20 protein-coding genes are annotated in these 24,282 nt (G+C 55.3%); 12 read left to right on the top strand and 8 right to left on the bottom strand.

Annotated elements, in window-relative coordinates:
• Positions 1-87 precede the first annotated feature (87 nt).
• The gene (locus PTW35_RS00220; RefSeq protein ID WP_039465102.1) at positions 88-1,035 is read right to left on the bottom strand and encodes a LysR substrate-binding domain-containing protein; all 948 of its coding nucleotides are present in this window, start codon (positions 1,033-1,035) and stop codon (positions 88-90) included.
• A gap of 121 nt (positions 1,036-1,156) precedes the next feature.
• Here PTW35_RS00220 and PTW35_RS00225 point away from each other — a divergent pair, with 121 nt between their 5' ends.
• Positions 1,157-2,353, top strand: coding sequence for a multidrug effflux MFS transporter (locus PTW35_RS00225; protein WP_281026055.1), 1,197 nt, complete (start codon positions 1,157-1,159; stop codon positions 2,351-2,353).
• A 120-nt stretch (positions 2,354-2,473) separates the two neighbouring features.
• Here PTW35_RS00225 and PTW35_RS00230 read toward each other — a convergent pair whose 3' ends face one another.
• Entirely contained in the window at positions 2,474-3,373 is a 900-nt protein-coding gene (locus PTW35_RS00230) for a DMT family transporter (protein WP_281026056.1), read from the bottom strand.
• A 227-nt stretch (positions 3,374-3,600) separates the two neighbouring features.
• Here PTW35_RS00230 and rmuC point away from each other — a divergent pair, with 227 nt between their 5' ends.
• The 7 genes from rmuC to tatC all read left to right on the top strand — a co-directional run bounded on the left by rmuC (position 3,601) and on the right by tatC (position 9,660).
• A complete protein-coding gene (rmuC, locus tag PTW35_RS00235; RefSeq protein ID WP_281027405.1) occupies positions 3,601-5,130 on the top strand; it encodes a DNA recombination protein RmuC in 1,530 nt (509 codons plus the stop codon).
• 98 nt (positions 5,131-5,228) lie between these two features.
• The gene (gene ubiE, locus PTW35_RS00240) at positions 5,229-5,984 is read left to right on the top strand and encodes a bifunctional demethylmenaquinone methyltransferase/2-methoxy-6-polyprenyl-1,4-benzoquinol methylase UbiE (RefSeq protein WP_044622238.1); all 756 of its coding nucleotides are present in this window, start codon (positions 5,229-5,231) and stop codon (positions 5,982-5,984) included.
• Positions 5,985-5,991: 7 nt separating this feature from the next.
• On the top strand, positions 5,992-6,603 hold the full coding sequence (locus PTW35_RS00245; protein WP_281026057.1) for an SCP2 domain-containing protein: 612 nt from the start codon (positions 5,992-5,994) through the stop codon (positions 6,601-6,603).
• On the top strand, positions 6,603-8,237 hold the full coding sequence (ubiB, locus tag PTW35_RS00250; protein WP_044624346.1) for a ubiquinone biosynthesis regulatory protein kinase UbiB: 1,635 nt from the start codon (positions 6,603-6,605) through the stop codon (positions 8,235-8,237). Before PTW35_RS00245 ends, ubiB begins: the two co-directional genes overlap by 1 nt.
• Before the next feature lie 68 nt (positions 8,238-8,305).
• Entirely contained in the window at positions 8,306-8,554 is a 249-nt protein-coding gene (tatA, locus tag PTW35_RS00255; RefSeq protein WP_039465119.1) for a Sec-independent protein translocase subunit TatA, read from the top strand.
• A gap of 3 nt (positions 8,555-8,557) precedes the next feature.
• Complete coding sequence (tatB, locus tag PTW35_RS00260) at positions 8,558-8,899, top strand: Sec-independent protein translocase protein TatB (protein ID WP_039465123.1); 342 nt, start codon at positions 8,558-8,560, stop codon at positions 8,897-8,899.
• An 11-nt stretch (positions 8,900-8,910) separates the two neighbouring features.
• Positions 8,911-9,660, top strand: a complete 750-nt coding sequence (gene tatC / locus PTW35_RS00265) for a Sec-independent protein translocase subunit TatC (protein WP_039465127.1) — start codon at positions 8,911-8,913, stop codon at positions 9,658-9,660.
• A 118-nt stretch (positions 9,661-9,778) separates the two neighbouring features.
• On the opposite strand, the gene PTW35_RS00270 is transcribed toward tatC, so the two are convergent.
• The 4 genes from PTW35_RS00270 to PTW35_RS00285 form a co-directional block, all read right to left on the bottom strand.
• Entirely contained in the window at positions 9,779-11,518 is a 1,740-nt protein-coding gene (locus PTW35_RS00270) for a chromosome partitioning protein ParA (RefSeq protein WP_281026058.1), read from the bottom strand.
• Between the two features lie 302 nt (positions 11,519-11,820).
• Positions 11,821-13,185 carry a YjiH family protein gene (locus tag PTW35_RS00275; RefSeq protein ID WP_281026059.1) on the bottom strand — a complete coding sequence of 455 codons (1,365 nt, stop codon included), beginning with the start codon at positions 13,183-13,185 and terminating at the stop codon, positions 11,821-11,823.
• A gap of 312 nt (positions 13,186-13,497) precedes the next feature.
• Positions 13,498-14,853, bottom strand: coding sequence for a glutathione-disulfide reductase (gene gorA, locus PTW35_RS00280; RefSeq protein WP_281026060.1), 1,356 nt, complete (start codon positions 14,851-14,853; stop codon positions 13,498-13,500).
• A gap of 176 nt (positions 14,854-15,029) precedes the next feature.
• Positions 15,030-15,869: a 23S rRNA (adenine(2030)-N(6))-methyltransferase RlmJ gene (locus PTW35_RS00285; RefSeq protein ID WP_281026061.1), complete on the bottom strand. Its 840-nt coding sequence runs from the start codon at positions 15,867-15,869 to the stop codon at positions 15,030-15,032.
• A 210-nt stretch (positions 15,870-16,079) separates the two neighbouring features.
• Between PTW35_RS00285 and prlC the strand changes: the two genes are divergently transcribed.
• Entirely contained in the window at positions 16,080-18,122 is a 2,043-nt protein-coding gene (gene prlC / locus PTW35_RS00290) for an oligopeptidase A (protein ID WP_281026062.1), read from the top strand.
• Positions 18,123-18,192: 70 nt separating this feature from the next.
• Here prlC and gppA read toward each other — a convergent pair whose 3' ends face one another.
• On the bottom strand, positions 18,193-19,683 hold the full coding sequence (gppA, locus tag PTW35_RS00295) for a guanosine-5'-triphosphate,3'-diphosphate diphosphatase (protein WP_281026063.1): 1,491 nt from the start codon (positions 19,681-19,683) through the stop codon (positions 18,193-18,195).
• Positions 19,684-19,699: 16 nt separating this feature from the next.
• Complete coding sequence (gene rhlB, locus PTW35_RS00300) at positions 19,700-21,004, bottom strand: ATP-dependent RNA helicase RhlB (RefSeq protein ID WP_281026064.1); 1,305 nt, start codon at positions 21,002-21,004, stop codon at positions 19,700-19,702.
• A 113-nt stretch (positions 21,005-21,117) separates the two neighbouring features.
• On the opposite strand from rhlB, the gene trxA reads away from it, so the two are divergent.
• The 3 genes from trxA to PTW35_RS00315 all read left to right on the top strand — a co-directional run bounded on the left by trxA (position 21,118) and on the right by PTW35_RS00315 (position 24,148).
• Complete coding sequence (gene trxA, locus PTW35_RS00305; protein ID WP_107298891.1) at positions 21,118-21,444, top strand: thioredoxin TrxA; 327 nt, start codon at positions 21,118-21,120, stop codon at positions 21,442-21,444.
• 196 nt (positions 21,445-21,640) lie between these two features.
• Complete coding sequence (gene rho, locus PTW35_RS00310) at positions 21,641-22,906, top strand: transcription termination factor Rho (RefSeq protein WP_039468437.1); 1,266 nt, start codon at positions 21,641-21,643, stop codon at positions 22,904-22,906.
• Positions 22,907-23,116: 210 nt separating this feature from the next.
• Positions 23,117-24,148 (top strand): hypothetical protein, encoded by a 1,032-nt coding sequence (locus PTW35_RS00315; protein WP_281026065.1) that lies wholly within the window; start codon positions 23,117-23,119, stop codon positions 24,146-24,148.
• The last annotated feature ends 134 nt before the right edge of the window (positions 24,149-24,282 follow it).

Raw genomic sequence — 24,282 nt, forward strand, 5'->3', positions numbered from 1 at the left:
ACGCCTTGCCATTTGCATTCATGGTGAGGCCGTGTTGGCTGTTCAGGCTGATCTTCCTAAATTAGCGCTTTTGCGTAATAGCTGCAATTAGCTAACAGACAAATCACGGCAGCGCGAGGTGATAATTTGCCGTAACCAGCTATGGCCAGGGTCTTTTTCTTGATGTTGATGCCAGAACAAGGTGTAGGCCATAGGAGGAAGTGCTGACGGTAGCGGTAATACCGCCAAGTCCAGCTGGGCGCTGATGTAGTCGGCAAAGTGGCTCGGGGCGGTGAACACCAGATCGGTGTGGGTACACAGGCTGGCGGCACTGTTGAAGTCCGGAACATACATGGCGATATCCCGCTGCAGCCCGCGTTCGGCCAATTTGTAGTCGAGCAGCCAGCGATCATCATTGCCGCAGCGTACCTGGATATGTCGCTGCCGGAGGTAGCAGTCCTCATCCCATGGTTGCGACAGGATAGGGTGGCCCTGACGTACCAGGCAGCACTGGGTATCGCGGCACAGCTCGGTAAACACAATTCCTTTCGGCGGCATCAGGGTCAGCATCGCATCTTTGGGGTTGAGATCCTTGCCGGTGATCCCGAAGTCCACTTCGCCGTTGGTCAGCTTGTCGAAGGTGTTCGACTCCCAGGCCTGGGTATCGAGGATGATATTCGGGCCTTCGGCAAAAATATCCCCGAGGAACTGCGGCAAGAACAAGGGGTAGGCACTTTCGACCAGCGCCATGCGGAAGTGGCGGTCACTGGTGTGGGGCTCGAAACTGGCCGGGGCGGTTAGGTGCTCGATATCCCTAAGCAGTTGTTCGAGCATGGGCGTCAAGGCCATGGCGCGCGGGGTGGGTTTCATGCCATGGGCGGTACGGACAAACAAGGGATCGTCGAATTGCTCGCGTAGCCGGTTGAGGCTTTTGCTGACGGCAGATTGGCTCAGACATAGCCGCTTGGCGGCCAGGGTGACGCTGCCTTCCTCGAGCAGAACATGGAGGCAGACCAATAGGTTGAGATCTAATCTGGCAAGTTTTTCAAATGACACGGCACCTTCCTCCCGTAAAGACCATGATATTCCTAAATGGAAAATCGGTGTTGAATATATACCATTTCTATTCATATCTCGAACGCCGTAAACTGCCGCCATTGCTCAACAGGATAAAACTATGCAACCGAAACACTCTGCGGATAAACGGCTGGTGGCCTTGATGGTGACCCTGGTGCTGTTCAGCCCGCTAGCTATTGATATTTACCTGCCAGCGCTACCGGCGATGGCGGAGGCCTTTGCGGTCGACTTGACCCGGGTCCAGGATACCGTGACCTGGTTTATGTTCAGCCTTGGCCTCGGCCAGTTGCTGGCGGGCCCTCTGGCTGACCGTATCGGCCGTCGTCCCATTGCCCTTGGCGGTATCGCGATTTACGGCGCGAGCGCCGCTCTGGCCTATGTTGCCCAATCCCTTGATATGCTGCTGGTTGCCCGTCTGCTGCAAGGCTTTGGTGCTTGTGCAACTTCGGTAGCGGCCTTTGCCGCGGTTCGCGATAGCTTCGGTCCGGAGAAAAGTGGCCGGATGATCAGCTACCTCAATGGTGCGATCTGCTTTATCCCGGCATTGGCACCACTCTTGGGTACTTGGCTGACCCACCAGTTTGGCTGGCGCGCCAACTTCAGCTTCATGGCCGGATTCGCTCTGGTAGCAGGCTTGTTTATCTTGCTGTTGTTCCGCGAAACCCGTCCGGCAGATACCGATGTGTCAGGTTCGGCGATCAGCCTATCGCGCTACTGGTCTGTCCTTAGGGAGCCGACTTTCTTGTACCATGCCAGCCTGTGCATGCTGGCGATGGCAGTGATCCTGGCTTACGTGACTTCCGCCCCGGCGTGGCTGATGGTCGAGCTTGGCCAGAGTATGAACCAGTTCACCCTGTGGTTTGGTATCAATGCCGCATTGAATATCTTAGCGTGTATGGTGGCGCCGAAATATATCGACCGTTTCGGTTCGCGCAAGACACTCAGTACCGGACTGGTGATCTTGGTGCTGGCTGGCATGCTGATGCTGCTGGTGGGCCATATTGCCGAAGCTTGGGCCTTTATGGTGCCGATTTTCATGTCGTCGTTCGGCTTTGCCTTTGTGCTTGGCTCGGCGGCGGGCAAAGCGCTGGCTCCGTTTGGTGACCGTGCTGGTACCGCAGCGGCGCTGCTGGGCCTGTTCCAGATGAGTGGTGCCGGTGCCATGGTTAGCCTTACCCAGCGTTTGGGTTTGAGCTCACCGGATTTGATGGTATTGCAGATGTGGCTGCTGATCCCTGGCTTGTTCCTGTTGTGGACAAAGATGGGCCGCCGCTGGCACGCCCCGGTGACAGCCTAAAAGAAAACTCTCGATAATAAAAAGACGCCGTCCCTTTTAAGGCGCAGGGTCTCGACAACCCTTACTCACTAGTTCGCCTGCCACTCTGTGGCAGGCTTTTTTTATTCTGTTGGCAACAGATTATGCGGCCGATTGCGCTCGTTGCTTCTTGCCCTTCCACTGCTGGATCAGCAGGCCGCAGACAATCAACACCAGGCCGGCCAGGGTCGATGAGTGGATTTCTTCGCCGATAATCGTTGCCAGCAGCATCAGTGAGATAAACGGCGAGATGAAGATCAGGTTGCTGATCCGTGCGGTATTGCGGGTGAGCTTGAGTGCATTGATCCACAGTACGAACGTCACGCCCATCTCGAACAGGCCGACATAGCTCACCGCCGCCCAGCCTTGCCAAGGGATCGCTGTCCAGCCGCCGGTGTAAAGGCTCAAGCCGATGGAGAATGGCAGCGATACCAAAAAGCCAAGCAGAACGCCTAAGACCGCATCGGCCTGGTTCTTGGTATTGAGGATCCAGTACATAGCCCACAGCAGGGTCGACAGCAGTGCTAACGCGACACCGGTCGGGTTGTCGAACTGCAAGGCCATCACATCGCCTTTGGTTGCAATCACCACCACACCCAGGTAGCCCAGCGCACACGCCGCCCAGTCTTGTTTGCGGATTTTCTGGCCGAGGAAGACTGCCGCCATCAGTGTCAGGGTGATTGCCCAGCTGTAGTTGAGCGGCTGGGCCTGGGAGGCGGGCAGCAGCTCGTAGGCTTTGAAGAGCACTAGGTAATAGGCAAAGGGGTTGATCAGGCCCAACAGCAAATAGTAAAGCGGTCTTGCCATGAAAGTACGACCCAGCAGGTGCAGCTTGCCTTGGTAGAGCGCTATCCCGGTGAGGGCCATAGCGGATATCACGCTGGCCGCAACCAGCATTTGGATTGGGGTGAAGAATTCGAGGGTGATCTTAAAAGCGGTGGCAACGGTGGACCACAGCAGGACGGCCGCCAGGCCATATCCGAGCGCATAACGTTCGTTCATTGTTCATCCATAATCAATTGCTGCTTCGGCAAGGCAGCAGGGAAATCGGTTAGGGCGTCAGTGTATTCGATTGCACGGAAGCCGACCAGAAAATTGCGCCGCGGTGCACGGGCGGAAAACCGAGGGGGCGGGAATAACGAGACTGGACATTTATCCAGTATCCTCTTAGCCTTATTGGCAAAAGCAGATCATTTGCTGGTTAATCAAAGAGTCAGGAAAAAAGCATGATGAATGAGTGGCTGTCGGGATACGGCTTGGCGATGGTGACCGGAGTGTCCGGCGCAGCATTGGCGGGGGCCATTGCCGCATGGTTGGTGAACAATCGCTGGCAACAGCAAATGCAACTGTTGCGCCAGCAGGCAGAAGCCGAGCTGAGGCTGGCGCAGAGCAAAGAGCAGCACTACCAGGGGCAGCTCGATGAACGCAATCAGGAGCTTGATGACATGGATATCGAGCGGGATCGGCTTACTGCCGAGTTGCGCCAGATGCATGGCCGGTTGGCTGCCGCACTGGAAAAGATGCGCCATTTCGAAGCGCTAAGGAACGAAAAGCAGTACCTGACCGAGCAGCTGGAAAACAGCCGGATGGCTAACGCCGGCCTCGAAGCCGATTTGCGTGAGCAGGAAGCCCGCCACTTCGAGGAGCAGAGAGCGGCGGATGACAAGATAGCCCTATTGGAAAATGCCGAAGAACGGCTGCGGGTGCAGTTCGAAAGCCTGGCCAACAAGATGTTCGAGCACAAGACCCGCACCGTCGATCAGCAGAACCGTATCAGTATGGAAGGCTTGCTTGGGCCGCTGCGCGAGCAGCTCGAAGGTTTCCGCAAGCAGGTCAATGACAACTTCAGCCAGGAAGCCCGCGAACGCCATACCCTGGTCCATGAAATCAACAACCTCAAGCAGCTCAATGAGCAAATGGCGCGCGAGGCCGTCAACCTGACTCAGGCACTCAAGGGCGACAATAAGGCGCAGGGCAACTGGGGCGAAGTCGTGCTGGCGCGGGTACTGAGCGAGTCCGGCCTGCGCGAGGGTCATGAGTACCAAACCCAGATCAGCCTCGAGAATGAAGAGGGCAAGCGTTACCAGCCTGATGTGGTGGTGCACCTGCCGCAAAGCAAGGATGTGGTGATCGATGCCAAGATGTCGCTGATCGCCTACGAGCGTTTTTTCAATGCCGATACCGTTGCCGAGCAAGAGCTTGCCCTTGGCGAGCATGTCGCCTCGGTGCGTAGCCATATCCGCGGCTTGAGCCGCAAGGACTACCATCAGCTGCACGGCGTCGAAAGTCTCGACTATGTATTGATGTTTATCCCGGTCGAGCCGGCGTTCCAGGCGGCGATCGAAGCCGATCCGAGCCTGATCCGCGATGCGATGGATCAGAACATCATGCTGGTCAGCCCGACCACCTTACTGGTGGCATTGCGTACCATCAATAACCTATGGCGCAATGAGCGCCAGAACCAGAATGCCAAGCAGATCGCCGAACGGGCCAGCAAGCTGTATGACAAGCTGCGCTTGTTTGTGACTGATATGGAAGCGATGGGCGCATCGCTGGAAAAGGCCAACCAGAGTTATCAGGGGGCGATGAACAAACTGGTGACGGGGCGTGGCAACGTGATCCGTCAGGCCGAAGGGTTCCGCCTCTTGGGGGTCGAGGTCAAGCGCGATATCAGCCCGGTACTGACCGAGCGGGCCATGCTGGGGGCGGCAGATGACGAGCCGCTGGCGGCGATTGGCGAGGATAGCCCGACAGCATAATTGTGCGGTGTGGACATAGATGCAGGTTGTGCTTTGAGCAAACCTCAACCATCAAGTACACTAGGGCGAAATGAAATGTTAACCATGACGGAAGTAGCATGACGGACACCACACTAGAGACGACCCATTTTGGCTACCGGACTGTAGCCAAGGAAGACAAGGCGGAAATGGTTGCTGAGGTATTCCACTCGGTAGCGGCTAAGTACGACATTATGAATGACTTGATGTCGATGGGGATCCACCGGGTGTGGAAGCGCTTTACCATTGATTGCAGTGGTGTTCGCCGTGGTCACAAGGTACTCGACTTGGGGGGCGGTACCGGAGATCTGACCGCCAAGTTCTCCCGCATAGTCGGTGATGACGGTCAGGTGATCCTGGCCGATATCAACAACTCGATGCTCAAGGTTGGCCGCAGCAAGCTGCGTGACAACGGCATTGTCGGCAACGTTGGCTATGTACAGGCCAATGCCGAAGAGCTGCCTTTCCCGGATGACTATTTTGACTGTATTACGATCAGCTTCTGCCTGCGTAACGTGACCGACAAGGACAAGGCACTGCGCTCGATGTACCGCGTGCTCAAGCCGGGTGGCCGCTTGTTGGTATTGGAATTTTCCAAGCCGATTGTCGAGCCGCTGTCGAAAGTCTATGACGCTTATTCCTTCCACCTGTTGCCGAAAATGGGCGAAGTGATTGCCAACGATGCCGAAAGCTACCGCTACCTGGCTGAGTCTATCCGCATGCACCCGGACCAAGATACCCTGGAAGGGATGATGCAGAATGCGGGCTTCGAGCAGACCAACTACTACAACCTGACGGGTGGCATTGTTGCCTTGCACCGTGGCTACAAGTTCTGAGGAAACTATGCCTGTTGATGCGTTTGTAACCGGGGCGATTGAGACCTCGCTCAATGCCCTGCTGAAGGATGATGAAGCCAGCCAGCGTCGCCTTGCCCGCTTGAAGGGCAAGGTGATTGGCGTGACCATCAATGAATTTGGCAAGCAGCTGTATTTTGTTTTCAGCCAGCAGATCGATGTCTTGGGTGCCTATGAGGGCGAGATTGACTGTGAACTGGCCCTCAACCTGTCCGTTTTGCCTGAGCTCCGCCAGCAAGCCAACCTGACTCAGCTGATCAAGGCTGACAAGCTATCGCTTGACGGCGATATCCAGCTGGCACAGCAGTTCTCGGCCTTGCTGAGCGGGCTAAAACCGGATTTCGAAGAAAAACTCTCGCAATATACGGGTGATATTGTTGCCCATACTCTAGTGAGTGGCGCCAAGCAGGGCGCACGTTTTATCCAGCAAGGGGTAGCTAAACGCCAGCGAGACCTGGCCGAGGTGATCACCGAAGAGTGGCGCCTGGCACCGCAGGCGCTGGAAATCGCCTACTTTGCCGATCAGGTCGATGATCTGAAGATGGATGTGGCACGTTGCGAAGCTCGCCTGAATCGTCTAATGGAGCAAGCGCCTCGATGATGGTGTTGTCAGAAGTTAAGCGCCTATACCAAATTACCGCTGTCCAGCTGCGCTACGGGCTGGACGAGCTGCTGCCCGAAGATCCGCGACTCAAGCTCCCTAAGGCAATGCGCAAATCCCTGTTCTGGCTGCGCAACGAGCATCCGGAAAAGCCATTGGGCGAGCGTCTGCGTCTGGCGTTGCAGGAGCTGGGTCCAGTGTGGATCAAGTTCGGCCAGATGATGTCGACCCGACGCGACTTGTTCCCGCCGCATATTGCTGACCAGTTAGCTTTGCTACAGGATCAGGTGGCGCCATTCGATGGCCGCTTGGCCAAGGAGCAGATGGAGAAAGCGCTGGGCGGCCCGCTCGACATCTGGTTCGATGATTTTGACGAGGTACCGCTGGCATCAGCGTCGATTGCCCAGGTCCATACCGCCACCTTGAAGGAAACCGGCAAGGAAGTGGTGCTCAAGGTGATCCGCCCGGATATCCTGCCGGTGATCAAGGCCGATATCACCCTGATGTACCGCATGGCCGGCTTGCTGGCCAAGGTGCTGCCGGATGCGCGCCGTCTGCGTCCGGTCGAGGTGGTACGCGAGTACGAGAAAACCTTGCTCGACGAGCTGAACCTGATGCGCGAAGCCGCCAACGGCATCCAGCTAAGGCGCAATTTCGAAGATAGCCATATGCTGTATGTCCCCGAGGTGTATACCGATCTGAGCCGGGAAAACCTGCTGGTGATGGAGCGTATCTATGGCATCCAGGTCTCGGATATCGAGGCGCTGGTGGCCAACGGTACCGACATGAAACTGCTGTCGGAAAACGCGGTGACGATTTTCTTCACCCAGGTGTTCCGCGACAGCTTCTTCCATGCCGACATGCACCCGGGTAATATTTTCGTTGCGCGGGAAAATCCGGACAACCCGCAGTGGATCGCGCTCGACTGTGGTATCGTCGGCAGCTTGAACCGCGAAGACAAGCGATACCTGGCCGAAAACCTGTTGGCGTTTTTCAACCGTGACTACCGTAAGGTGGCCGAGTTGCACGTCGATTCCGGCTGGGTACCGGAAGATACCAATATCGATGAATTCGAGTTCGCGATCCGCACGGTGTGCGAGCCGATTTTCGAAAAGCCGCTGGCCGAGATCTCGTTTGGCCATGTGTTGCTGAACCTGTTCAATACCGCGCGCCGTTTCAATATGGAAGTGCAGCCACAGTTGGTATTGCTGCAGAAAACCTTATTATATGTCGAGGGATTGGGGCGCCAGCTGTATCCGCAGCTTGATTTGTGGGATACCGCCAAGCCATTCCTGGAAGACTGGATGTCACGTCAGGTCGGCCCGCAGGCCGTGATTGACGGGGTGAAAACCCGGGCGCCATTCTGGGCCGAGAAGTTGCCGGAGTTGCCGGAATTACTTTACGATAGTTTGCGCCAAGGCAATGCGCTGAACCAACGTATCGATAAACTCTACGACAATTTCATGGAGAGTCGACGTTACCAGGGCCAGGCAAGGTTCTACTTTGGCATTGGTGCAACCCTGGTTGTATGTTCTGCCATACTTTTTAGTAATCATATTGAAAACTATTCGGCTATCAGTGCTGCAATGGGGGTCACGTTTTGGTTACTTGGGTGGCGTGCTTGCCGCAAATAGGCGGTAAAGTATGCAGCCAACACATATACGATTCGTTATTAACCACAATTAGCTGAGGTAAAACAAGCATGGGTGGTATCAGTATCTGGCAATTGCTAATCATTGCACTAATCATTGTTCTGCTGTTCGGAACCAAGAAGTTGCGCACACTGGGCGGTGACTTGGGCTCTGCCGTGAAAGGTTTCAAGAAGGCGATCAGCGATGAGGAGCCAACTGCTGAGAAGAAAGACGCAGATGCGGATTTCGATCAGAAGAAACTGGCTGAACAGCAGGGTGATCAGGCTCAGAAGAGCCAGAAAGACAAAGAGCAGGTTTAACACGTGTTTGATATCGGGTTCTGGGAACTAATACTGATCTCCGTGGTGGGGTTGGTTGTACTGGGGCCGGAACGCCTGCCTGTCGCGATCCGTACGGTATCGCGCTGGATCGGGGCTGCACGTAATATGGCGAACTCGGTCAAGGATGAACTGAACCAGGAGCTCAAGCTCCAGGAACTTCAGGAAAACTTGAAAAAAGCCGAGCAAATGGGGATGAAAGATCTCTCGCCTGAGCTGAGGGACACTGTGGAGGAGCTCAAAAAAGCCGCCTCGGAAGTACAGCGCCCTTATGCCGACAACAAAGACGAGCAGCCCTCGGCGACGACCTCTCAAAAGCAGGATTAATATAAGTCACTATGTCTACTGTTGAAGATACGCAACCGTTATTCAGCCACTTGCTTGAGCTGCGTAACCGACTGTTGCGTTCCATCCTGAGTGTCATTGTGGTTTTTCTTGGCCTGGTGTGGTTTGCCAACGACATCTATGCCTTCTTGTCCGCCCCCTTGGTAGAGCGTCTGCCGGAAGGGGCGAGCATGATCGCAACGGATGTGGCATCGCCATTCTTCACGCCAATTAAGCTCACACTGGTGACCTCGGTATTTGTCGCCGTGCCGATGATCTTGTATCAGGTTTGGGCCTTCGTGGCACCGGGGCTATACAAGCATGAGCGCAAGTTGATCATGCCGCTGCTGTTTTCCAGCTCGCTGCTGTTCTATGCCGGCGTTGCCTTTGCCTACTTCGTGGTATTCCCCCTGGTGTTCAGTTTTTTCACCAGTGTGGCCCCGGAAGGGATCCAGGTGGCGACGGATATTGCCAGCTATCTGGACTTTGTTCTGGCGCTGTTCATGGCATTCGGTATTGCGTTTGAAATCCCGGTGGCCATTATCCTGCTGTGCTGGACAGGCGCGACGGATCCGGAAAGCCTGCGTACCAAGCGGCCGTACATCATCGTTGGCGCCTTCGTGGTGGGCATGATGCTGACACCGCCGGACATGATTTCGCAGACCCTTCTGGCCATCCCGATGTGTTTGCTGTTTGAAGTCGGCTTGTTCTTCTCGCGCTTTTATGTCCGCGACGAAGAAGACGACGCTGCCGAAGAGCAGTAAGGCATCCGATAGCCTGTGTTACGGGCAAGAAAAAACCGGCCGAGGCCGGTTTTTTTGTGCCTGACAGATGAGTCTGCCGGGTGGGCTCCCCCTGCCACTGGGCGGGGAGAGCTCGCAATCACTGCTTGCGCATGGTGATGGTAGAGCTTTTCACACCGTTGTCTGATAGCGTATCGCGAACCAAGGTGCCACGGTCCCAGTTCTTACCGGCCGGGATGTAGCTGAAGCGGTTGATCTTGTAGTTAGGGCCCACTTCGTCTTCGTCGACATCATTCCAGCGGATTGTCGTGTTTAGCTGATCAAGGGTCGCTTTGGAAACGCCTGCCTGGTTGGTGCCGAACCACCAGAAGTCCATGGTCGCCAGCTCGGCATAGCTTGCGGTTTCATTCAGCTCGGCGCTCAGACTGCAGTTGCCGTTGAACTCTTGGCCGGTCAGCGTCACACCTGTTTCGTCGAAGACCAGAGTGGACTCGGCTACCAAGTCACAGTTTTCGCGGCTTTCTGTTGCCAGCCAGGTGCCCTTGAAGTCAACGTAGCGGTCTTGGCCGACGGCTTCAACCGGGTAGAGGAAGTTGATACTTTCGCTGATGCGACCTGCGTGGTTACCGTCCAGATATTCCTTGCTGCGGGTCTGAACATAGACATCAGTGATTGGGTCGTAAGAGCCCGAGATCACTTCGCGCAGCATCATAGCCGCCTCGCCTTCGTCGGCATCATCGCGCTCGATAATTTCGAATTTGGTCAGGCTCTGCTCGCTACAGTTGCCGCTGGCCATACAGGCATACGCGCCACCCATTTCCGTCAGCTCAGCCCAGTCGTAATGTTCATCTGCGGTGCTGGTGGCGGTAGGATCGGCCAGCACGTACTGATAGTGGCTATTGCCTGCCATGCCGCTTAGCGCAGGGGCGATGCTGATGTTGCTGTCGCCGTTGCATGTTGGCTGATCAGTATTGTCATCCCAGTCGAACTTGCCGCCTTCATCGACACAGCTCAGGTACTGCAGGGCGAAGTAATCGCTGATGCTGCCGTCGTTCGAGCCCTTGCGCATCACGAAGTTGTCTTTGGCCAAGGTGTAGATCGAGGCAGTCAGGCCGCCTGTTTGTTCGAATAGCTCATCACCCAGGCTGCGGTCGGCATGGATCACGTTTTGGAAACTGTCACTGGCTGAGCGGCGGATGCGCTGATTGGCTCTGCGCGATATGAAGGTCCAGTTAGATCCTTTTGCCCAGTGGGTGAGTACCACGTCAGAGCCGCGTGCAATATCTTTTAGCGACGCGTTCATGTGGTTGATTGCGTTTTCTTCGGTAACCAGATCGGCTTCTGTTTTACCTAGTTCTTCAAGCAGCGGAGTGAAAGAGGCAACGTCATCAAGCTGGATGGTTTTCAGGGCTGACTTCACAACGTAACTCGGGGAGGTGATCGCCTCGGGCAGTACAATCGTGCTGTTTTCTGCTGTAGTGTCGAGGGTTAGCAGCAGACGTGCCAGGTTAACCGCACGCTGGTGGGTACCGACAGCCTCGAAAGGCGTGGTGACGTGGCGGCTGGAAACTGAGCCGATCAGCATGCCGTCTTCGCCACCCAGGTAGAAGTTGACTCCTGGGGCGCTGCTGTCGACGTCATAGTTGCCATCCGCGTCGGTTATGCCTGCTTTCTCACCGGAGACAAAGTGCAGGCCTTCTACTTTTGCATCGATAAACTGGCCTGTTGCTGGTACAGCGATAGTCGGCTTCTGGGCAAGCTCGGTACCGTTGCCACCGCCGGTGTTGCCGCCTGTTGAAGAGGATGAATCACTGCCACAGCCCGTTAGCGATAGGGCGGCAATCATCGAAGCTGCAATAGCTGAGTATTTGAAATGCATTGTTTTTCCTTGGAATGCAAAAACGGAAATTGATGATTGTTGTTTTTTTATTTATGACTCATACATTTATGAGTGCAGCGATATATAGTGATAATTGCATCTGCCATCAATTGCCTAAACCTTGATGTGTGACGAGTAGCGCATTTTTGCTTATGGGTTGGGTGTGATTTGTTGCTTTTATGAATGATTAATAAAATGAATGGCTTAATTGTATGTCTTTGATGGTTAATGACAAAGGCGTGCGGTGGAAACAAAAAAGCCAGCGGCTAGGCGCTGGCTTTGGGAGAGGCGACGGCGGTCTGTTAGAAGAAAATATGCGCCATCATCGCGATAACCGGCAGGGTGACCAGGGTACGAAGGATGAAGATCATGAACAGCTCCCACGGCTTGACCGGGATTTTACTGCCGATCAGCAGGGCGCCGATTTCCGACATGTAGATCAGCTGGGTCACCGACATCGCCGCAATCACAAAGCGGGTCAGATCGCTCTCGATACCCGAGGCCAGGATAGATGGCAGGAACATATCGGCAAAGCCAACAACGATAGTCTCCGATGCCGCAGCTGCTTCAGGAATACGCAGTAGCTCCAGGAACGGAATGAACGGCTGGCCGAGCAGGCTAAATACCGGGGTGTTCTCGGCAATCACCAAAGCAATGGTGCCGATCGCCATCACCACAGGCAGCACGCCAAAGATCATATCAATCGCGTTCTTCACCCCTTCAACCACCATGCCACGCAGGCTCTTCACCTGAGAGGCTTTCTCCAGCGCTTGCTCAAGGCCAAAACCAACCACCGTCTTGCCTTCTGGTAGGGCTTCGATATCGCCTTCCAGCGGCTGGCCGTCGATGTAGCGGTCTTTTTTCCACGATAGTGGTGGCAGGCGAGGAACAATCACAGCGGCCGCCAAGCCAGCAAGGCACACTGTCAGGTAGAACGGGGCAAACATATGCTCCAGGTTCACCTGGGCAATCACCACCAGGCTGAACGTGATCGATACTGCAGTGAACGTGGTACCGATAACGGCCGCTTCACGCTCGGTGTAGATTTTGCTCTCGTACTGCTTGCTGGTCATCAGCACGCCGACACTGCCGTCGCCCAGCCAGGACGCAATACAGTTTACCGCCGAGCGGCCCGGTAGGTTGAACAGCGGACGCATCACCCGGGTGAACAGGGCACCGACGAACTCCAGCAGGCCGAAGTTAAGCAGCAGGGGCAACAATAAACCGGCAAACAGGAAAACAGAAAAGAGGACCGGTAGCAGATCATTGAGCACCAGGCCGCCGGTGTCACCGTGGTGGATCATTTCAGGACCGATACCGAAATAGGTCATTACCACAAAGATAGCGCCGAGTTGCTGGACCACGAACCAAGGCAGGGACGGGTTGAGCAATCCGCTGAGGAAACTGTTGTCGATAATTGCTTTTGGCTTAAGCAGCTTAGTCGCGATTGATGCGATTCCCGTAATGGCGATAACAAAGGTCACCATTGCCGGCAGCATGCCATCGAAGATGGCTTGGACAGATTTGGCCAAAATGGCGATAGGAATTGTCAGCGAATCCTGATAACTGATAGGTGCCATGAAAAGGAAGACACCGAGGAGCGACGGTAGGAGGAACATGAGCCATGGGCTCTTTTTACCGTTTTGGGAAATAACCTGATCCTGCATACTTGGCCTTTAACTGATTGATTAGTTAAGAGTAAATTAATGCTTTATTCTCTTGGGAATAAATATTCACTGATCTTCCATAATCAGGTCGGGCAAGATTACAGTTTTTCACCAAGAAATGGAATTATTTTCGCCAATATCTGCGCTTTTATTCATTATTATTCGTTATCGAGCGATATTTATGGTGTAGGATCCTGTAAGTGCTCGTAAGGCTGTTGCATGATCTGCAACGCTAGGCACAGTCAAATAGCCACAAAAAAGGAGCGGTGACCGCTCCTTTTTGATCTGACGGATATGCTCTGGGCACCGTCTTTATCTCATGGTAACGAACTCTTCGCTGCCGGTTGGGTGAATAGCGACCACGGCATCGAAATCGGCCTTGGTTGCACCCATCTTCATCGCGACACCGAAGCCCTGGATCATTTCGTCGACGGTGTAGCCAATGCCGTGCAGGCCAACCACCTTCTCGTCAGGGCCGGCACAGACCAGTTTCATCTTGCAAGGTTGGCGGTTTGAGGTCACTGCGGTGTACATGGCAGTAAAGCCAGATTTGTAGACTTTCACGTTTTCTGCGCCGTACTGGGCAACCGCTTCAGGCTCGGTCAGGCCGATCGTGCCGATTGGTGGGTGGCTGAATACCACGGTTGGCACCAGCTTGTAGTCCATCTTGGCATCAGGCTTGTTGTTGAACAGACGCTCTGACAGCTGGCGACCGGCCTTAACCGCCACAGGCGTTAGCTCGATACCGCCTTCCATAATGTCGCCGACACAGTAGATGCCTTCGACATTGGTGCGCTGGTATTCGTCAACCTTGATGTAGCCACGGTCGTTGGTTGCAACGCCTGTTACGGCCAGGTTGATTTTGTCGGTGGTCGGGTTACGGCCAATCGCCCAGATCAGCACGTCAGTGTTGTGTGACTCACCGTTTTCGAAATGCAGGGTCACCGAACCATCGGCTTCCTTGACCACTTCTTTCGGTACGCTGTGGGTGTGCAGTGTCGGGCCTTCATTGTCCATCACTTCAACCAGAGTTTCGATGATCATCGGGTCGAAGCTGCGCAGTGGCGATTCCTTGCGGACGAACAGGTGGGTATCGGTACCCAGTGCGCTCAGAACGCCGGCGATTTCAACCGCGATGTAGCCTGCACCGACAACCGCAGTGCGCTTAGGTTGCTCGCTTAGCTCGAAGAAGCCGTTTGAATCGATGCCGTGCTCGGCACCCGGGACGTTCGGGATAGTCGGCTCGCCGCCGACGGCGATCAGGATGTGGTCGGCGGTGTAGTGCTCGCCGTTCACTTCGATGGTCTTTTGATCGACAAACTTGGCAAAGCCGTTGATCACTTCAATCTTGTTGTTGCCCAGCACGTTGTCGTAGGCGGTGTGGATACGGCTGATATAGGCTTCACGGCTCTCGACCAGTTTGCCCCAGTCAAAACCTTTGACGTCAACGTCAAAACCGTAGTCTTTGGCGTAAAGGTGCATCGCTTCAGCAATTTGGGCGCCGTGCCACATCACTTTCTTCGGCACGCAGCCGACATTGACACAGGTACCACCCAGTGCCTTGGCTTCGACCAGTGCCACCTTGGCACCGTACATAGCTGCACGGTTTGCCGAAGCAATACCGCCACTGCCGCCGCCGATACAGATGTAATCAAAATGCTTTGCCATGACTTTACTCCAATGTTTTTTTGATTTGGTTACAGCTCCAGCTGTGTTAGCCCTAGTGTAATCAAGAATGGGAAGAGTTACGAGAGGGGGAGTTCGAGAAAGTTGGAACAAAAAATATCAGCCACAAAAAAGGCGGGAAATCCCCGCCTTACAAGTTGTTAGCGGAAAATCACCGCTTATTCCGGGACGATCCACTCCACCTTGTAGTGGCCGTGGTTCGGCGCGATTGCGTCTTTTAGCCAAGGCAAAATTGCCTGCATTTGGCTCTCCAATTTCCACGGCGGGTTGATCACAATCATGCCCGATGCGGTCATGCCGCGCTCCTCGGTATCCGGCTCGACGCCCAGCTCAATTTGCAGAATCTTGCGGATCCCCAACCCCTCTAGCCCCTTGAGCATCTTGTCGATATTCTCGCGGTAAACCACCGGGTACCAGATGGCGTAGGTGCCTGTTGCCCAGCGCTTATAGCTCTCTTTGATGGCCTTGACCACATCCATGTACTCGTGCTTGAGCTCGTACGGCGGGTCGATCAGCACCACGCCGCGGCGCTCTTTTGGCGGCAGGCTGCCCTTGAGGCGGGCAAAGGCATCTTCTTTGTAGATGCGGACCTGGCGGTCGCCGCGGAATTCCTGCAGCAGCAGCGGGAAGTCGCTCGGATGCAGCTCGGTCAATACCATGCGGTCCTGCTCGCGGATTTGGGCGCGGGCGACTTTCGGCGAGCCCGGGTAGTAGCGCAGCTTGTCACCGTCATTGAGTACCTTGATGGCGTCGATATAGCTGGCGATGTCTGCCGGGATATCGTCACGCTGCCAGATCCGGGCAATGCCTTGTTTGAACTCGCCGGTTTTTTCGCTGCGCTCATCCTGAAGGTCGTAACGGCCGACACCCGAGTGGGTATCATGGTAGACGAACGGTTTGTCCTTTTGTTTCAGGGCATCCAGGATCAGGCTCTGGACAATGTGCTTGACCACATCGGCATGGTTGCCGGCATGGAAACTATGGCGGTAGCTCAGCATGGCTGGGATCTCGACAGGCTAGGGATAAATTGGGTCAGTATTATCGCCAATTGGCTGGGAATAGCCAGTAGACGTGATGACTTTCCGTCTTTGGCGCTGCGATCTAGTTTACTATTAAACAGGAAGATGATGATTTAGCGTGATGAAAGGATTGAATTTAGCCTCCCCAAGACGCATTTAATAATGGATAACTAATTTAAGGAATTGCGCATGACTAACCCACTACTTTCGATGACGGGCCTGCCTCCGTTTTCGCTTATCCAACCCGAGCACGTCAAACCTGCCGTTGAGCAGGCGATTGCCGACTGCCGGGCTGCCGTGGAGCAAGTACTGGCCGCTGATACGACGCCGAGCTGGGAGACAATCTGCGTACCGCTGGCCGAGACGGATGATCGCCTGAGCCGGATCTGGTCGCCAGTCGGCCACCTCAATGCGGTGAAGAACAGCAGCGAGCTGCGTGAAGCGTACGAGAGCTGTCTGCCGCTGCTGTCGGATTACGGGACCTGGGTTGGTCAGCACAAGGGGCTGTACGAAGCCTACAAGGCGATCAAGGCCGACGAGAGTTTTGCCGAGCTGAGCCAGGCCCAGCAAAAATCTATCACCGATGCGCTGAAGGAGTTCGAGCTGTCAGGGATCGGCCTGCCAGCCAAAGAGCAGCACCGCTATGGCGAGATCAGCAAGCGCCTGTCCGAGCTGTCATCGTCTTTTAGCAATAACGTGCTCGATGCCACCATGGGCTGGAGCAAGCTGGTGAGCGATGAAGCCGAGCTGGGCGGGTTGCCGGAGTCGGCCCTGCAGGCGGCCAAGGCGGCAGCCGACGCCAAGGAGCAGGAAGGGTACCTGTTTACTTTGGATATTCCGTCTTACCTGCCGGTGATGACCTACTGCGAAAACCGTGAGTTGCGCCAGGAGATGTACGAAGCCTTTGTCACCCGTGCTTCAGACCGTGGCCCGAATGCCGGCAAGTGGGACAACAGCGAAATTATTGCCGAGAAGCTCAAGCTGAGTCATGAAATCGCCCGCCTGCTGGGCTTCAATACCTACAGCGAGAAGTCACTGGCGACCAAGATGGCGGAAGCGCCGGATCAGGTGCTGGGCTTCCTCAATGATCTGGCCTGCCGGGCCAAACCACAGGGCGAGCGTGAAGTGGCGGAGCTGCGCGAGTATGCCAGCGCCGAGTTTGGTGCCGAGCAGCTGGAGCCGTGGGACTTTGCCTTCTACGCCGAGAAGCTCAAGCAGCACCGTTACAGCATTTCCGACGAGCAGCTGCGTCCGTATTTCCCAGAGCAGAAAGTGGTTGCCGGCCTGTTCGAAGTACTCAAGCGTGTCTTCGGCATGGACGTTAAAGAGCGCGAGGGGGTTGATACCTGGCATGAGTCCGTGAAGTTCTACGATATTTTCGATGGAAAAGGGGAACTGCGTGGCAGCTTCTACCTGGACTTGTACGCCCGCGAGCACAAGCGTGGCGGGGCATGGATGGACGAATGTATGGTTCGCCGTACTCGTCAGGATGGCACTATGCAGATGCCAGTGGCTTACCTGACCTGCAACTTCAACAAGCCGGTGGGCGATAAACCAGCATTGTTTACCCATGACGAGGTGGTCACCCTGTTCCACGAAACCGGCCACGGTATCCACCACATGCTGACCCAGATCGAAGTGCCGGCGGTGTCGGGCATCAACGGTGTGCCTTGGGACGCGGTCGAGCTGCCGAGCCAGTTCCTGGAAAACTGGTGCTGGGAAGAAGAAGCATTGGCCTTTATCTCAGGCCATTACGAAACTGGCGAGCCATTGCCAAAAGAGATGCTGGACAAGATGCTGGCAGCGAAGAACTTCCAGTCGGCGATGGGGATCCTGCGCCAGCTTGAGTTTGGCCTGTTCGACTTTACCCTGTACACCGAGTACGACCCAGAAGCCGGCGCCAAGGTGCTGGAAACGCTGGCGGATATCAAGTCGCGCGTGTCAGTGGTACCAAGCCCGGAGTGGGGCCGCTTCCCGCATAGTTTCAGCCATATCTTTGCCGGCGGCTACAGTGCCGGTTACTACAGCTACCTGTGGGCCGAAGTGCTGTCGGCAGATGCGTATTCGCGTTTCGAGGAAGAGGGGATCTTCAACACCCAGACCGGGGCTGACTTCCTAGACTGTATTCTCGAGCGCGGCGGCAGCGAGGAGCCGATGGACTTGTTCAAGCGCTTCCGTGGCCGCGAACCGCAGATTGATGCGCTGCTAAAACATAGCGGCATCACTGGCTAATTGCTGCGAAGGCAGACCGCAAGAAAGTAAAAAGCACCCCTCGGGGTGCTTTTTTTATCGGTGTTGCCGCTTACTCGCTGGCGATGATGGTCAGCGGCCAGCCCATGTCGCTCTGGCGGGTAGCTTCTTGCTGCAGCTCGGCATCGGTCAGCGGGTTGGCGGCCAGCCAGCTGGCCGGCAGAGTCAGGCTCAGGGCGTTGTCATCGGCCTTGAGCGCGAACGGCGGCTGGTGGCTGCTGTCGCGGCGGTGGCACAAAATCACCGCCAGGCGCAGCAGACGCAGCAGACGCGTGGCACTTTGCGCTGACAGAGCGTGTTGCTCCGGCAGGCTGGTCAGATTCTCGCGGTAACGGCGCAGCAGCTCCGCAATCAGGTGCTTCTGGGCACGGGTGAAACCAGGCAGATCACTATGGTGGATCAGGTAAGCGGCATGCTCGCCACTTTTCTTGAACTCAATCATGGTGCCGATTTCATGCAGGGCCGTACTGGCATCAAGCAGGTAGTGCGCCTGCGGCTCCAGGTGCCACGCAGATTGGCAGCTGCCAAGCAGGGCACGGGCCGTGTCGCTGACATTGCCGGCGTGAATGCTGTCGAGTTGGAAGCGGGTCTGCAGGCTTTGCAGGGTACGCTCACGGACATCGTGGTGGCGCATCTGGCTCATCATCTCGTACACCATGCCTTCGCGCAGTGCACCGCCGGCCAGGGTCATCGATTCGATACCCAGAGACTCGAAAATCGCAATCAGGATCGACAACCCGCTCGGGAAGACCAGGGCGCGCTCCAGAGTCAGGCCTTCGATATCAAGATCTTCCAGCCGTTCATACTGCATGGCCTGGCGCTGCATCCGCTTGAGTTTCTGCAGGGTGATGATCTCATCCATTCCCTGCGCCAGCATGATTTCCTGCAGGGCCTGGACGGTGCCGCTGGCCCCGACACAGGTTTGCCAACCCAGCGTCTGGTATTGCTCGACAATCGGGGCGATGGCGGCCTTGGCGGCTGCGATCGCGGCATCGAAGTTGGCTGCGGTGAGGTAGCGGTCTTTGAAGTAACGCTCAAGCCAGGTCACACAGCCTATTTTCAGGCTGGTCAGGGCACTGGCATCAAACCCCTCGCCAATGATCACTTCGGTACTGGCACCGCCAATATCGACTACCAGGCGTTTGCCACAACCGCCTGAGGTATGGGCAACCCCCTGGTAGATGATCCGGGCTTCTTCCTCGCCTGGAATGATATCGACCGGGTAGCCGAGAATGGTCTCGGCCTTGGAAAGAAAGTCCTCGGCATTGACGGCGGTACGCAGTGCGGCCGTCCCGACAATACGGATGTTACTTGCCGGAATATCCTGCAGGCGCTCGGCAAACAGGCTGAGGCAGTCCCACCCCCGTTGCATCGCCTCAATACTCAGCGCGTTTTCGCTGTTGAGGCCAGCTGCCAGGCGGACTTTGCGCTTGATCTTGGCCAGTGTCTGGACGGTGCCAGCCACCTCCCGGACGATCCACATGTGGAAGCTGTTGGAGCCAAGGTCAATGGCGGCATACAAGGGTGATACTGTTCTTTCCATAGGCATATCTTACGTGTTACTGCTGTTTGTTTTGCTGCGGACGGCGACGGCTGCGCTGGCGTGACTGGCCCTGGCGCTGTGAGCCACCGCTACGACGGTTGCCACCTTGGCGCGGTGAACGTGGTACGCTGATTGGCGGCGGAAGGTCGTCCAGCAGGGCTTCCGGGTCGTATTTCGATAGCGGAATGGCATGCTCGATGTACGTTTCGATCGCCGGCAGGTTGATGGCATATTCTTCACAGGCAAAGCTGATCGAATGGCCGCTGGCGCCAGCACGACCGGTACGGCCGATTCGATGCACGTAATCCTCTGCATCGTCAGGCAGATCATAGTTGAATACGTGGGTCACCTGAGGGATGTGCAGGCCGCGGGCCGCGACATCGGTAGCCACCAGGATATCCACTTCACCTTGGGTGAACTGCTCCAGGATGCGAACACGCTTCTTCTGCGGGACATCGCCGGTCAGCAAGCCAACGCGGTGCTTATCAGCGGCCAGGTGGGCCCAGATATCTTCACAGCGGTGCTTGGTGTTGGCAAAGACGATGGCACGGTCCGGCCATTCTTCTTCCAGCAGGCTCTGCAGCAGGCGCATCTTGTCCTGGTTGGACGGATAGAACAGTTCTTCCTGGATGCGGTGGCCGGTCTTCTGCTCTGGCTCGACAATCACGCTTTCAGGCGAGTTCATGTGCTCGAACGCGAGCTCTTTCACACGGTAAGACAGCGTTGCCGAGAACAGCATGTTCAAACGCTCCTGCGGCACCGGCATGCGACGGAACAAGAAACGGATGTCCTTGATAAAGCCAAGGTCGAACATGCGGTCGGCTTCGTCCAGAACCACAGCCTGGATAGAGCGCAGATCGATCACGCGCTGCTTGTAGAAATCGATGATACGGCCGCAGGTGCCGATCAGAATGTCCACACCCGCTTCGAGTGTCTTCTGCTGTTTCTCGTAGGCTTCACCGCCGTAGGCAAGCCCTGCCGTCAGGCCGGTGCTTTCGAGCAGTGGTTTGGCATCGTTGTAAATTTGGATCGCCAGCTCACGAGTTGGTGCCATAATAATGGCACGAGGATGGTTTTGCTTACGCTCCTCTTTTGCCGGGGTTAGCAGCAAGTGGTTGAAAGTCGCGGTCAGGAAAGCCAGGGTTTTCCCTGTGCCTGTTTGAGCCTGACCAGCAATGTCACGGCCGGAGAGCACTACCGGCAATGCCAGCGCCTGGATCGGCGTACAATTATGGAAACCTTTGGCTTCCAATCCTTGTAAAACCCGAGGTTCTAAACCCAGGTCGGCAAATTTTTGCTCTGTGATGTGAGTCGTCTTCATTCGTATAGAATATCAGCTTAGGGTTGCAATACGAAACGGATTCCATTCAAATAGGGCATCGATTTGCTGGTTAAAATCAAATCAGCTAACAAAATCAACCATTGGAGTGGAAGATGAGCGACAAGATTGTGCAGCTAACAGACGCAAGTTTCGAAAGCGATGTTATTACTGCTGCAGGCCCGGTACTAGTCGATTTTTGGGCTGAATGGTGTGGTCCTTGCAAAATGATTGCCCCAATTCTTGATGAGATCGCGGACGAGTATGAAGGTAAGCTGACCATCGGTAAATTAAATATCGACCAAAATGCAGCAACGCCACCAAAATTCGGCATCCGTGGTATCCCAACGCTACTGCTGTTCAAGGACGGCGGTGTGGCGGCAACCAAAGTGGGTGCCCTGTCAAAGAGCCAGCTGAAAGAGTTCCTCGACGCGAACCTGTAAGCAACTCTGCCTTGAACCGTGCACAATTTCTCGTTGTGCATGGTTTGACTTGCGTCTATGCTAGACGGATGAGATCTTTAGTGCTAACTTATTGCACGTAAATTGTAATTTTGTTCATTCCTTGACCAGCCCCATTGGTCGACTTTATCTCAATTAACATAGAACCCCAATTTTGACTGACAAGAAACCCACCACTATGAATCTTACTGAACTAAAGAACCAACCTATTTCTAAGTTGGTTGCGCTTGGCGAAAGCTTAGGACTGGAAAACCTGGCGCGTTTGAGAAAACAAGACATTATCTTCGCGATTCTCAAACAGCATGCGAAAAGTGGTGAGGACATTTTTGGCGATGGTGTTCTAGAAATCCTTCAAGATGGCTTCGGCTTCCTCCGCTCTGCAGACAGTTCTTACCTCGCCGGTCCTGATGATATCTACGTTTCTCCTAGCCAAATCCGCCGTTTCAACCTTCGCACTGGTGACACTATCTCCGGCAAGATCCGTCCGCCGAAAGACGGTGAGCGCTACTTTGCGCTGCTGAAGGTTAACGAGGTTAACTACGACAAGCCTGATAACGCCCGCAACAAGATCCTGTTTGAAAACTTGACTCCGCTGCACGCCAACGAGCGTATGCGTATGGAGCGTGGTAACGGTTCGACCGAAGACATCACGGCCCGTGTACTGGACTTGGCTTCGCCAATCGGTAAAGGCCAGCGTGGTTTGATTGTTGCACCGCCAAAAGCGGGTAAGACCATGCTGCTGCAGAACATTGCCCAGAGCATTGCCTACAACCACCCAGAGTGTGAGCTGATGGTACTGCTGATCGACGAACGTCCGGAAGAAGTAACCGAGATGCAGCGCCTGGTTAAGGGTGAAGTGGTTGCTTCAACCTTTGACGAGCCAGCATCACGCCACGTTCAGGTAGCTGAAATGGTGATTGAGAAGGCCAAGCGCTTGGTTGAACACAAGAAAGACGTGGTTATCCTGCTTGACTCTATTACCCGTCTGGCCCGTGCCTACAATACCGTGATCCCGTCATCGGGCAAGGTACTGACCGGTGGTGTCGATGCCAACGCCCTGCACCGTCCGAAGCGTTTCTTCGGTGCGGCCCGTAACGTCGAAGAGGGCGGCAGCCTGACCATCATCGCTACGGCACTGGTTGATACCGGCTCTAAGATGGATGAAGTTATCTACGAAGAGTTCAAGGGTACCGGTAACATGGAACTGCACCTGTCTCGCAAGATCGCAGAAAAACGTGTCTTCCCGGCGATTGACTTTAACCGCTCAGGTACCCGTCGCGAAGAGCTGCTAGCGAAAGCGGACGAACTGCAGAAGATGTGGATCCTGCGTAAGATTGTTCACCCAATGGGTGAAACTGATAGCATGGAGTTTTTGATCGACAAGCTATCGATGACCAAGACCAACGACGAGTTCTTCGACGCGATGCGTCGCCAGAAGTCCTAATTCGTCGCTTGACTCACAGTTTTGAAAAACGCCACAGCTTGTGGCGTTTTTTATTTTTGGTACACTGAACCTCTAATTGATCGTTGTTCAATTACGGCTTTGCTGGTAATTGCCCCCGATAGATCGATATACTGTGTTTGTTATCAACTTGTGACTACGGATCAGGATGATCCGGATAACCGACATATCTTTTTTCACCAAGGAGGTGACATGCGACTAGGAAAGTGCATGCAGATAGGTTTGCTGGCTGTAGGGATGGTAGCAGCCCAGGCCACGGCCCAGATAGCCATTCAGCCAACCGAAATTTCCCAACAGGACGTTGAGCACATCCAGGCTTCCCTGCAAGTTAAGAACCGGGTATCGGCCCTGCGCCAATACTATGACAACAGTGACTTTGCACTGTTAGAAACCCACCTGTCCCCATTGCCCCCCCTCCAGCAAGAAGCGGTGCGCAGCCAGCTGATTGATTATGCTATCAGCTCTGCAGTAAAGCCCGGTGGATTGGATCAGGCCAAAGCGGACTGGCTTGAGGCCCAGGCGGCTCGGATGCCGGTTTTCAATGTGGTCGAGCAAGGGGATGGCTACCTGGTGACCAAATCAGCCTTCCATTATGGCGCCAAGGCGCGCAGTTTGGTGATCCGCTGGCAGCAGCAGTTGCTGGCTCAGCAGATGATCGAACAAGCAGAAGACGGTGCGCTGCAGCTATCACAGTGGCTGGTCGGGGATATCCAGACCCAGGCGATCCGGCGTGATATTTTTCTGGCGCAATTACCCGAATTGTCAGAGACCGCTGTCGAGGTGCTGGCCGAGCAGTTTACCTCGGACAGCAAGCTGCTCTGGCTGCCGGACAATGCAGTGATTGCCGCCGTTGCCGCGGCGTCGGGCGACGAGGGGGTCTACCACTTACTCTGGCGCCGCCGCAGCGATCAATACAGTCTGGCCGAGCTAAATCGGCTGGCTGAGCTGGCACCGCAACCCGCAGCGACCAAGCAGCTGATGGCTGCGACCATCAACCCGACCCTGAAGCTTCAGGCCTACCGCGCGCTGATCACTCTCAAGCCGTTGCCGGTGGCTGCCAGGGACTTTCTCAGCGATAAGCTGAGCGAAGTCGATGACGGTGAGCTGGTGGCCACCGAGCTGGCCCGCAGCGGTTATCTCGAGTGGCTCGAGCAGTTGGCCTCGGCCAGCCGCAGCCAGGTGCTGCAGAAGAACTTCCGCTCGGCGCTTGCCAAGCTGCCTTGAACAACCTGCTTTGGCCTGCCGCTAAGGCCGGGGCTGGATCGCAGTGGTCGGATTTTCCGCTGTCCTACCGTTAACAAGTCGTTATAATGTTTTGATAATGATTATTTGTACCCGGTGACTGAAACCAGCACCGG

This window comes from Photobacterium sp. DA100 (assembly GCF_029223585.1).
Classification (GTDB): Bacteria; Pseudomonadota; Gammaproteobacteria; order Enterobacterales; family Vibrionaceae; genus Photobacterium.

What these genes read in the sequence shown, in the direction of transcription:
- PTW35_RS00245 (WP_281026057.1), top strand. Translation starts at nt 5,992, where the DNA reads ATGCCTGTTGATGCGTTTGTAACCGGGGCGATTGAGACCTCGCTCAAT.
- PTW35_RS00315 (WP_281026065.1), top strand. Translation starts at nt 23,117, where the DNA reads ATGCGACTAGGAAAGTGCATGCAGATAGGTTTGCTGGCTGTAGGGATG.
- PTW35_RS00270 (WP_281026058.1), bottom strand. Translation starts at nt 11,518, where the DNA reads ATGCATTTCAAATACTCAGCTATTGCAGCTTCGATGATTGCCGCCCTA.
- trxA (WP_107298891.1), top strand. Translation starts at nt 21,118, where the DNA reads ATGAGCGACAAGATTGTGCAGCTAACAGACGCAAGTTTCGAAAGCGAT.
- rmuC (WP_281027405.1), top strand. Translation starts at nt 3,601, where the DNA reads ATGAATGAGTGGCTGTCGGGATACGGCTTGGCGATGGTGACCGGAGTG.
- gppA (WP_281026063.1), bottom strand. Translation starts at nt 19,683, where the DNA reads ATGGAAAGAACAGTATCACCCTTGTATGCCGCCATTGACCTTGGCTCC.
- rho (WP_039468437.1), top strand. Translation starts at nt 21,641, where the DNA reads ATGAATCTTACTGAACTAAAGAACCAACCTATTTCTAAGTTGGTTGCG.
- rhlB (WP_281026064.1), bottom strand. Translation starts at nt 21,004, where the DNA reads ATGAAGACGACTCACATCACAGAGCAAAAATTTGCCGACCTGGGTTTA.
- PTW35_RS00230 (WP_281026056.1), bottom strand. Translation starts at nt 3,373, where the DNA reads ATGAACGAACGTTATGCGCTCGGATATGGCCTGGCGGCCGTCCTGCTG.
- prlC (WP_281026062.1), top strand. Translation starts at nt 16,080, where the DNA reads ATGACTAACCCACTACTTTCGATGACGGGCCTGCCTCCGTTTTCGCTT.
- PTW35_RS00285 (WP_281026061.1), bottom strand. Translation starts at nt 15,869, where the DNA reads ATGCTGAGCTACCGCCATAGTTTCCATGCCGGCAACCATGCCGATGTG.
- gorA (WP_281026060.1), bottom strand. Translation starts at nt 14,853, where the DNA reads ATGGCAAAGCATTTTGATTACATCTGTATCGGCGGCGGCAGTGGCGGT.
- tatC (WP_039465127.1), top strand. Translation starts at nt 8,911, where the DNA reads ATGTCTACTGTTGAAGATACGCAACCGTTATTCAGCCACTTGCTTGAG.
- ubiB (WP_044624346.1), top strand. Translation starts at nt 6,603, where the DNA reads ATGGTGTTGTCAGAAGTTAAGCGCCTATACCAAATTACCGCTGTCCAG.
- PTW35_RS00275 (WP_281026059.1), bottom strand. Translation starts at nt 13,185, where the DNA reads ATGCAGGATCAGGTTATTTCCCAAAACGGTAAAAAGAGCCCATGGCTC.
- PTW35_RS00225 (WP_281026055.1), top strand. Translation starts at nt 1,157, where the DNA reads ATGCAACCGAAACACTCTGCGGATAAACGGCTGGTGGCCTTGATGGTG.
- ubiE (WP_044622238.1), top strand. Translation starts at nt 5,229, where the DNA reads ATGACGGACACCACACTAGAGACGACCCATTTTGGCTACCGGACTGTA.
- tatA (WP_039465119.1), top strand. Translation starts at nt 8,306, where the DNA reads ATGGGTGGTATCAGTATCTGGCAATTGCTAATCATTGCACTAATCATT.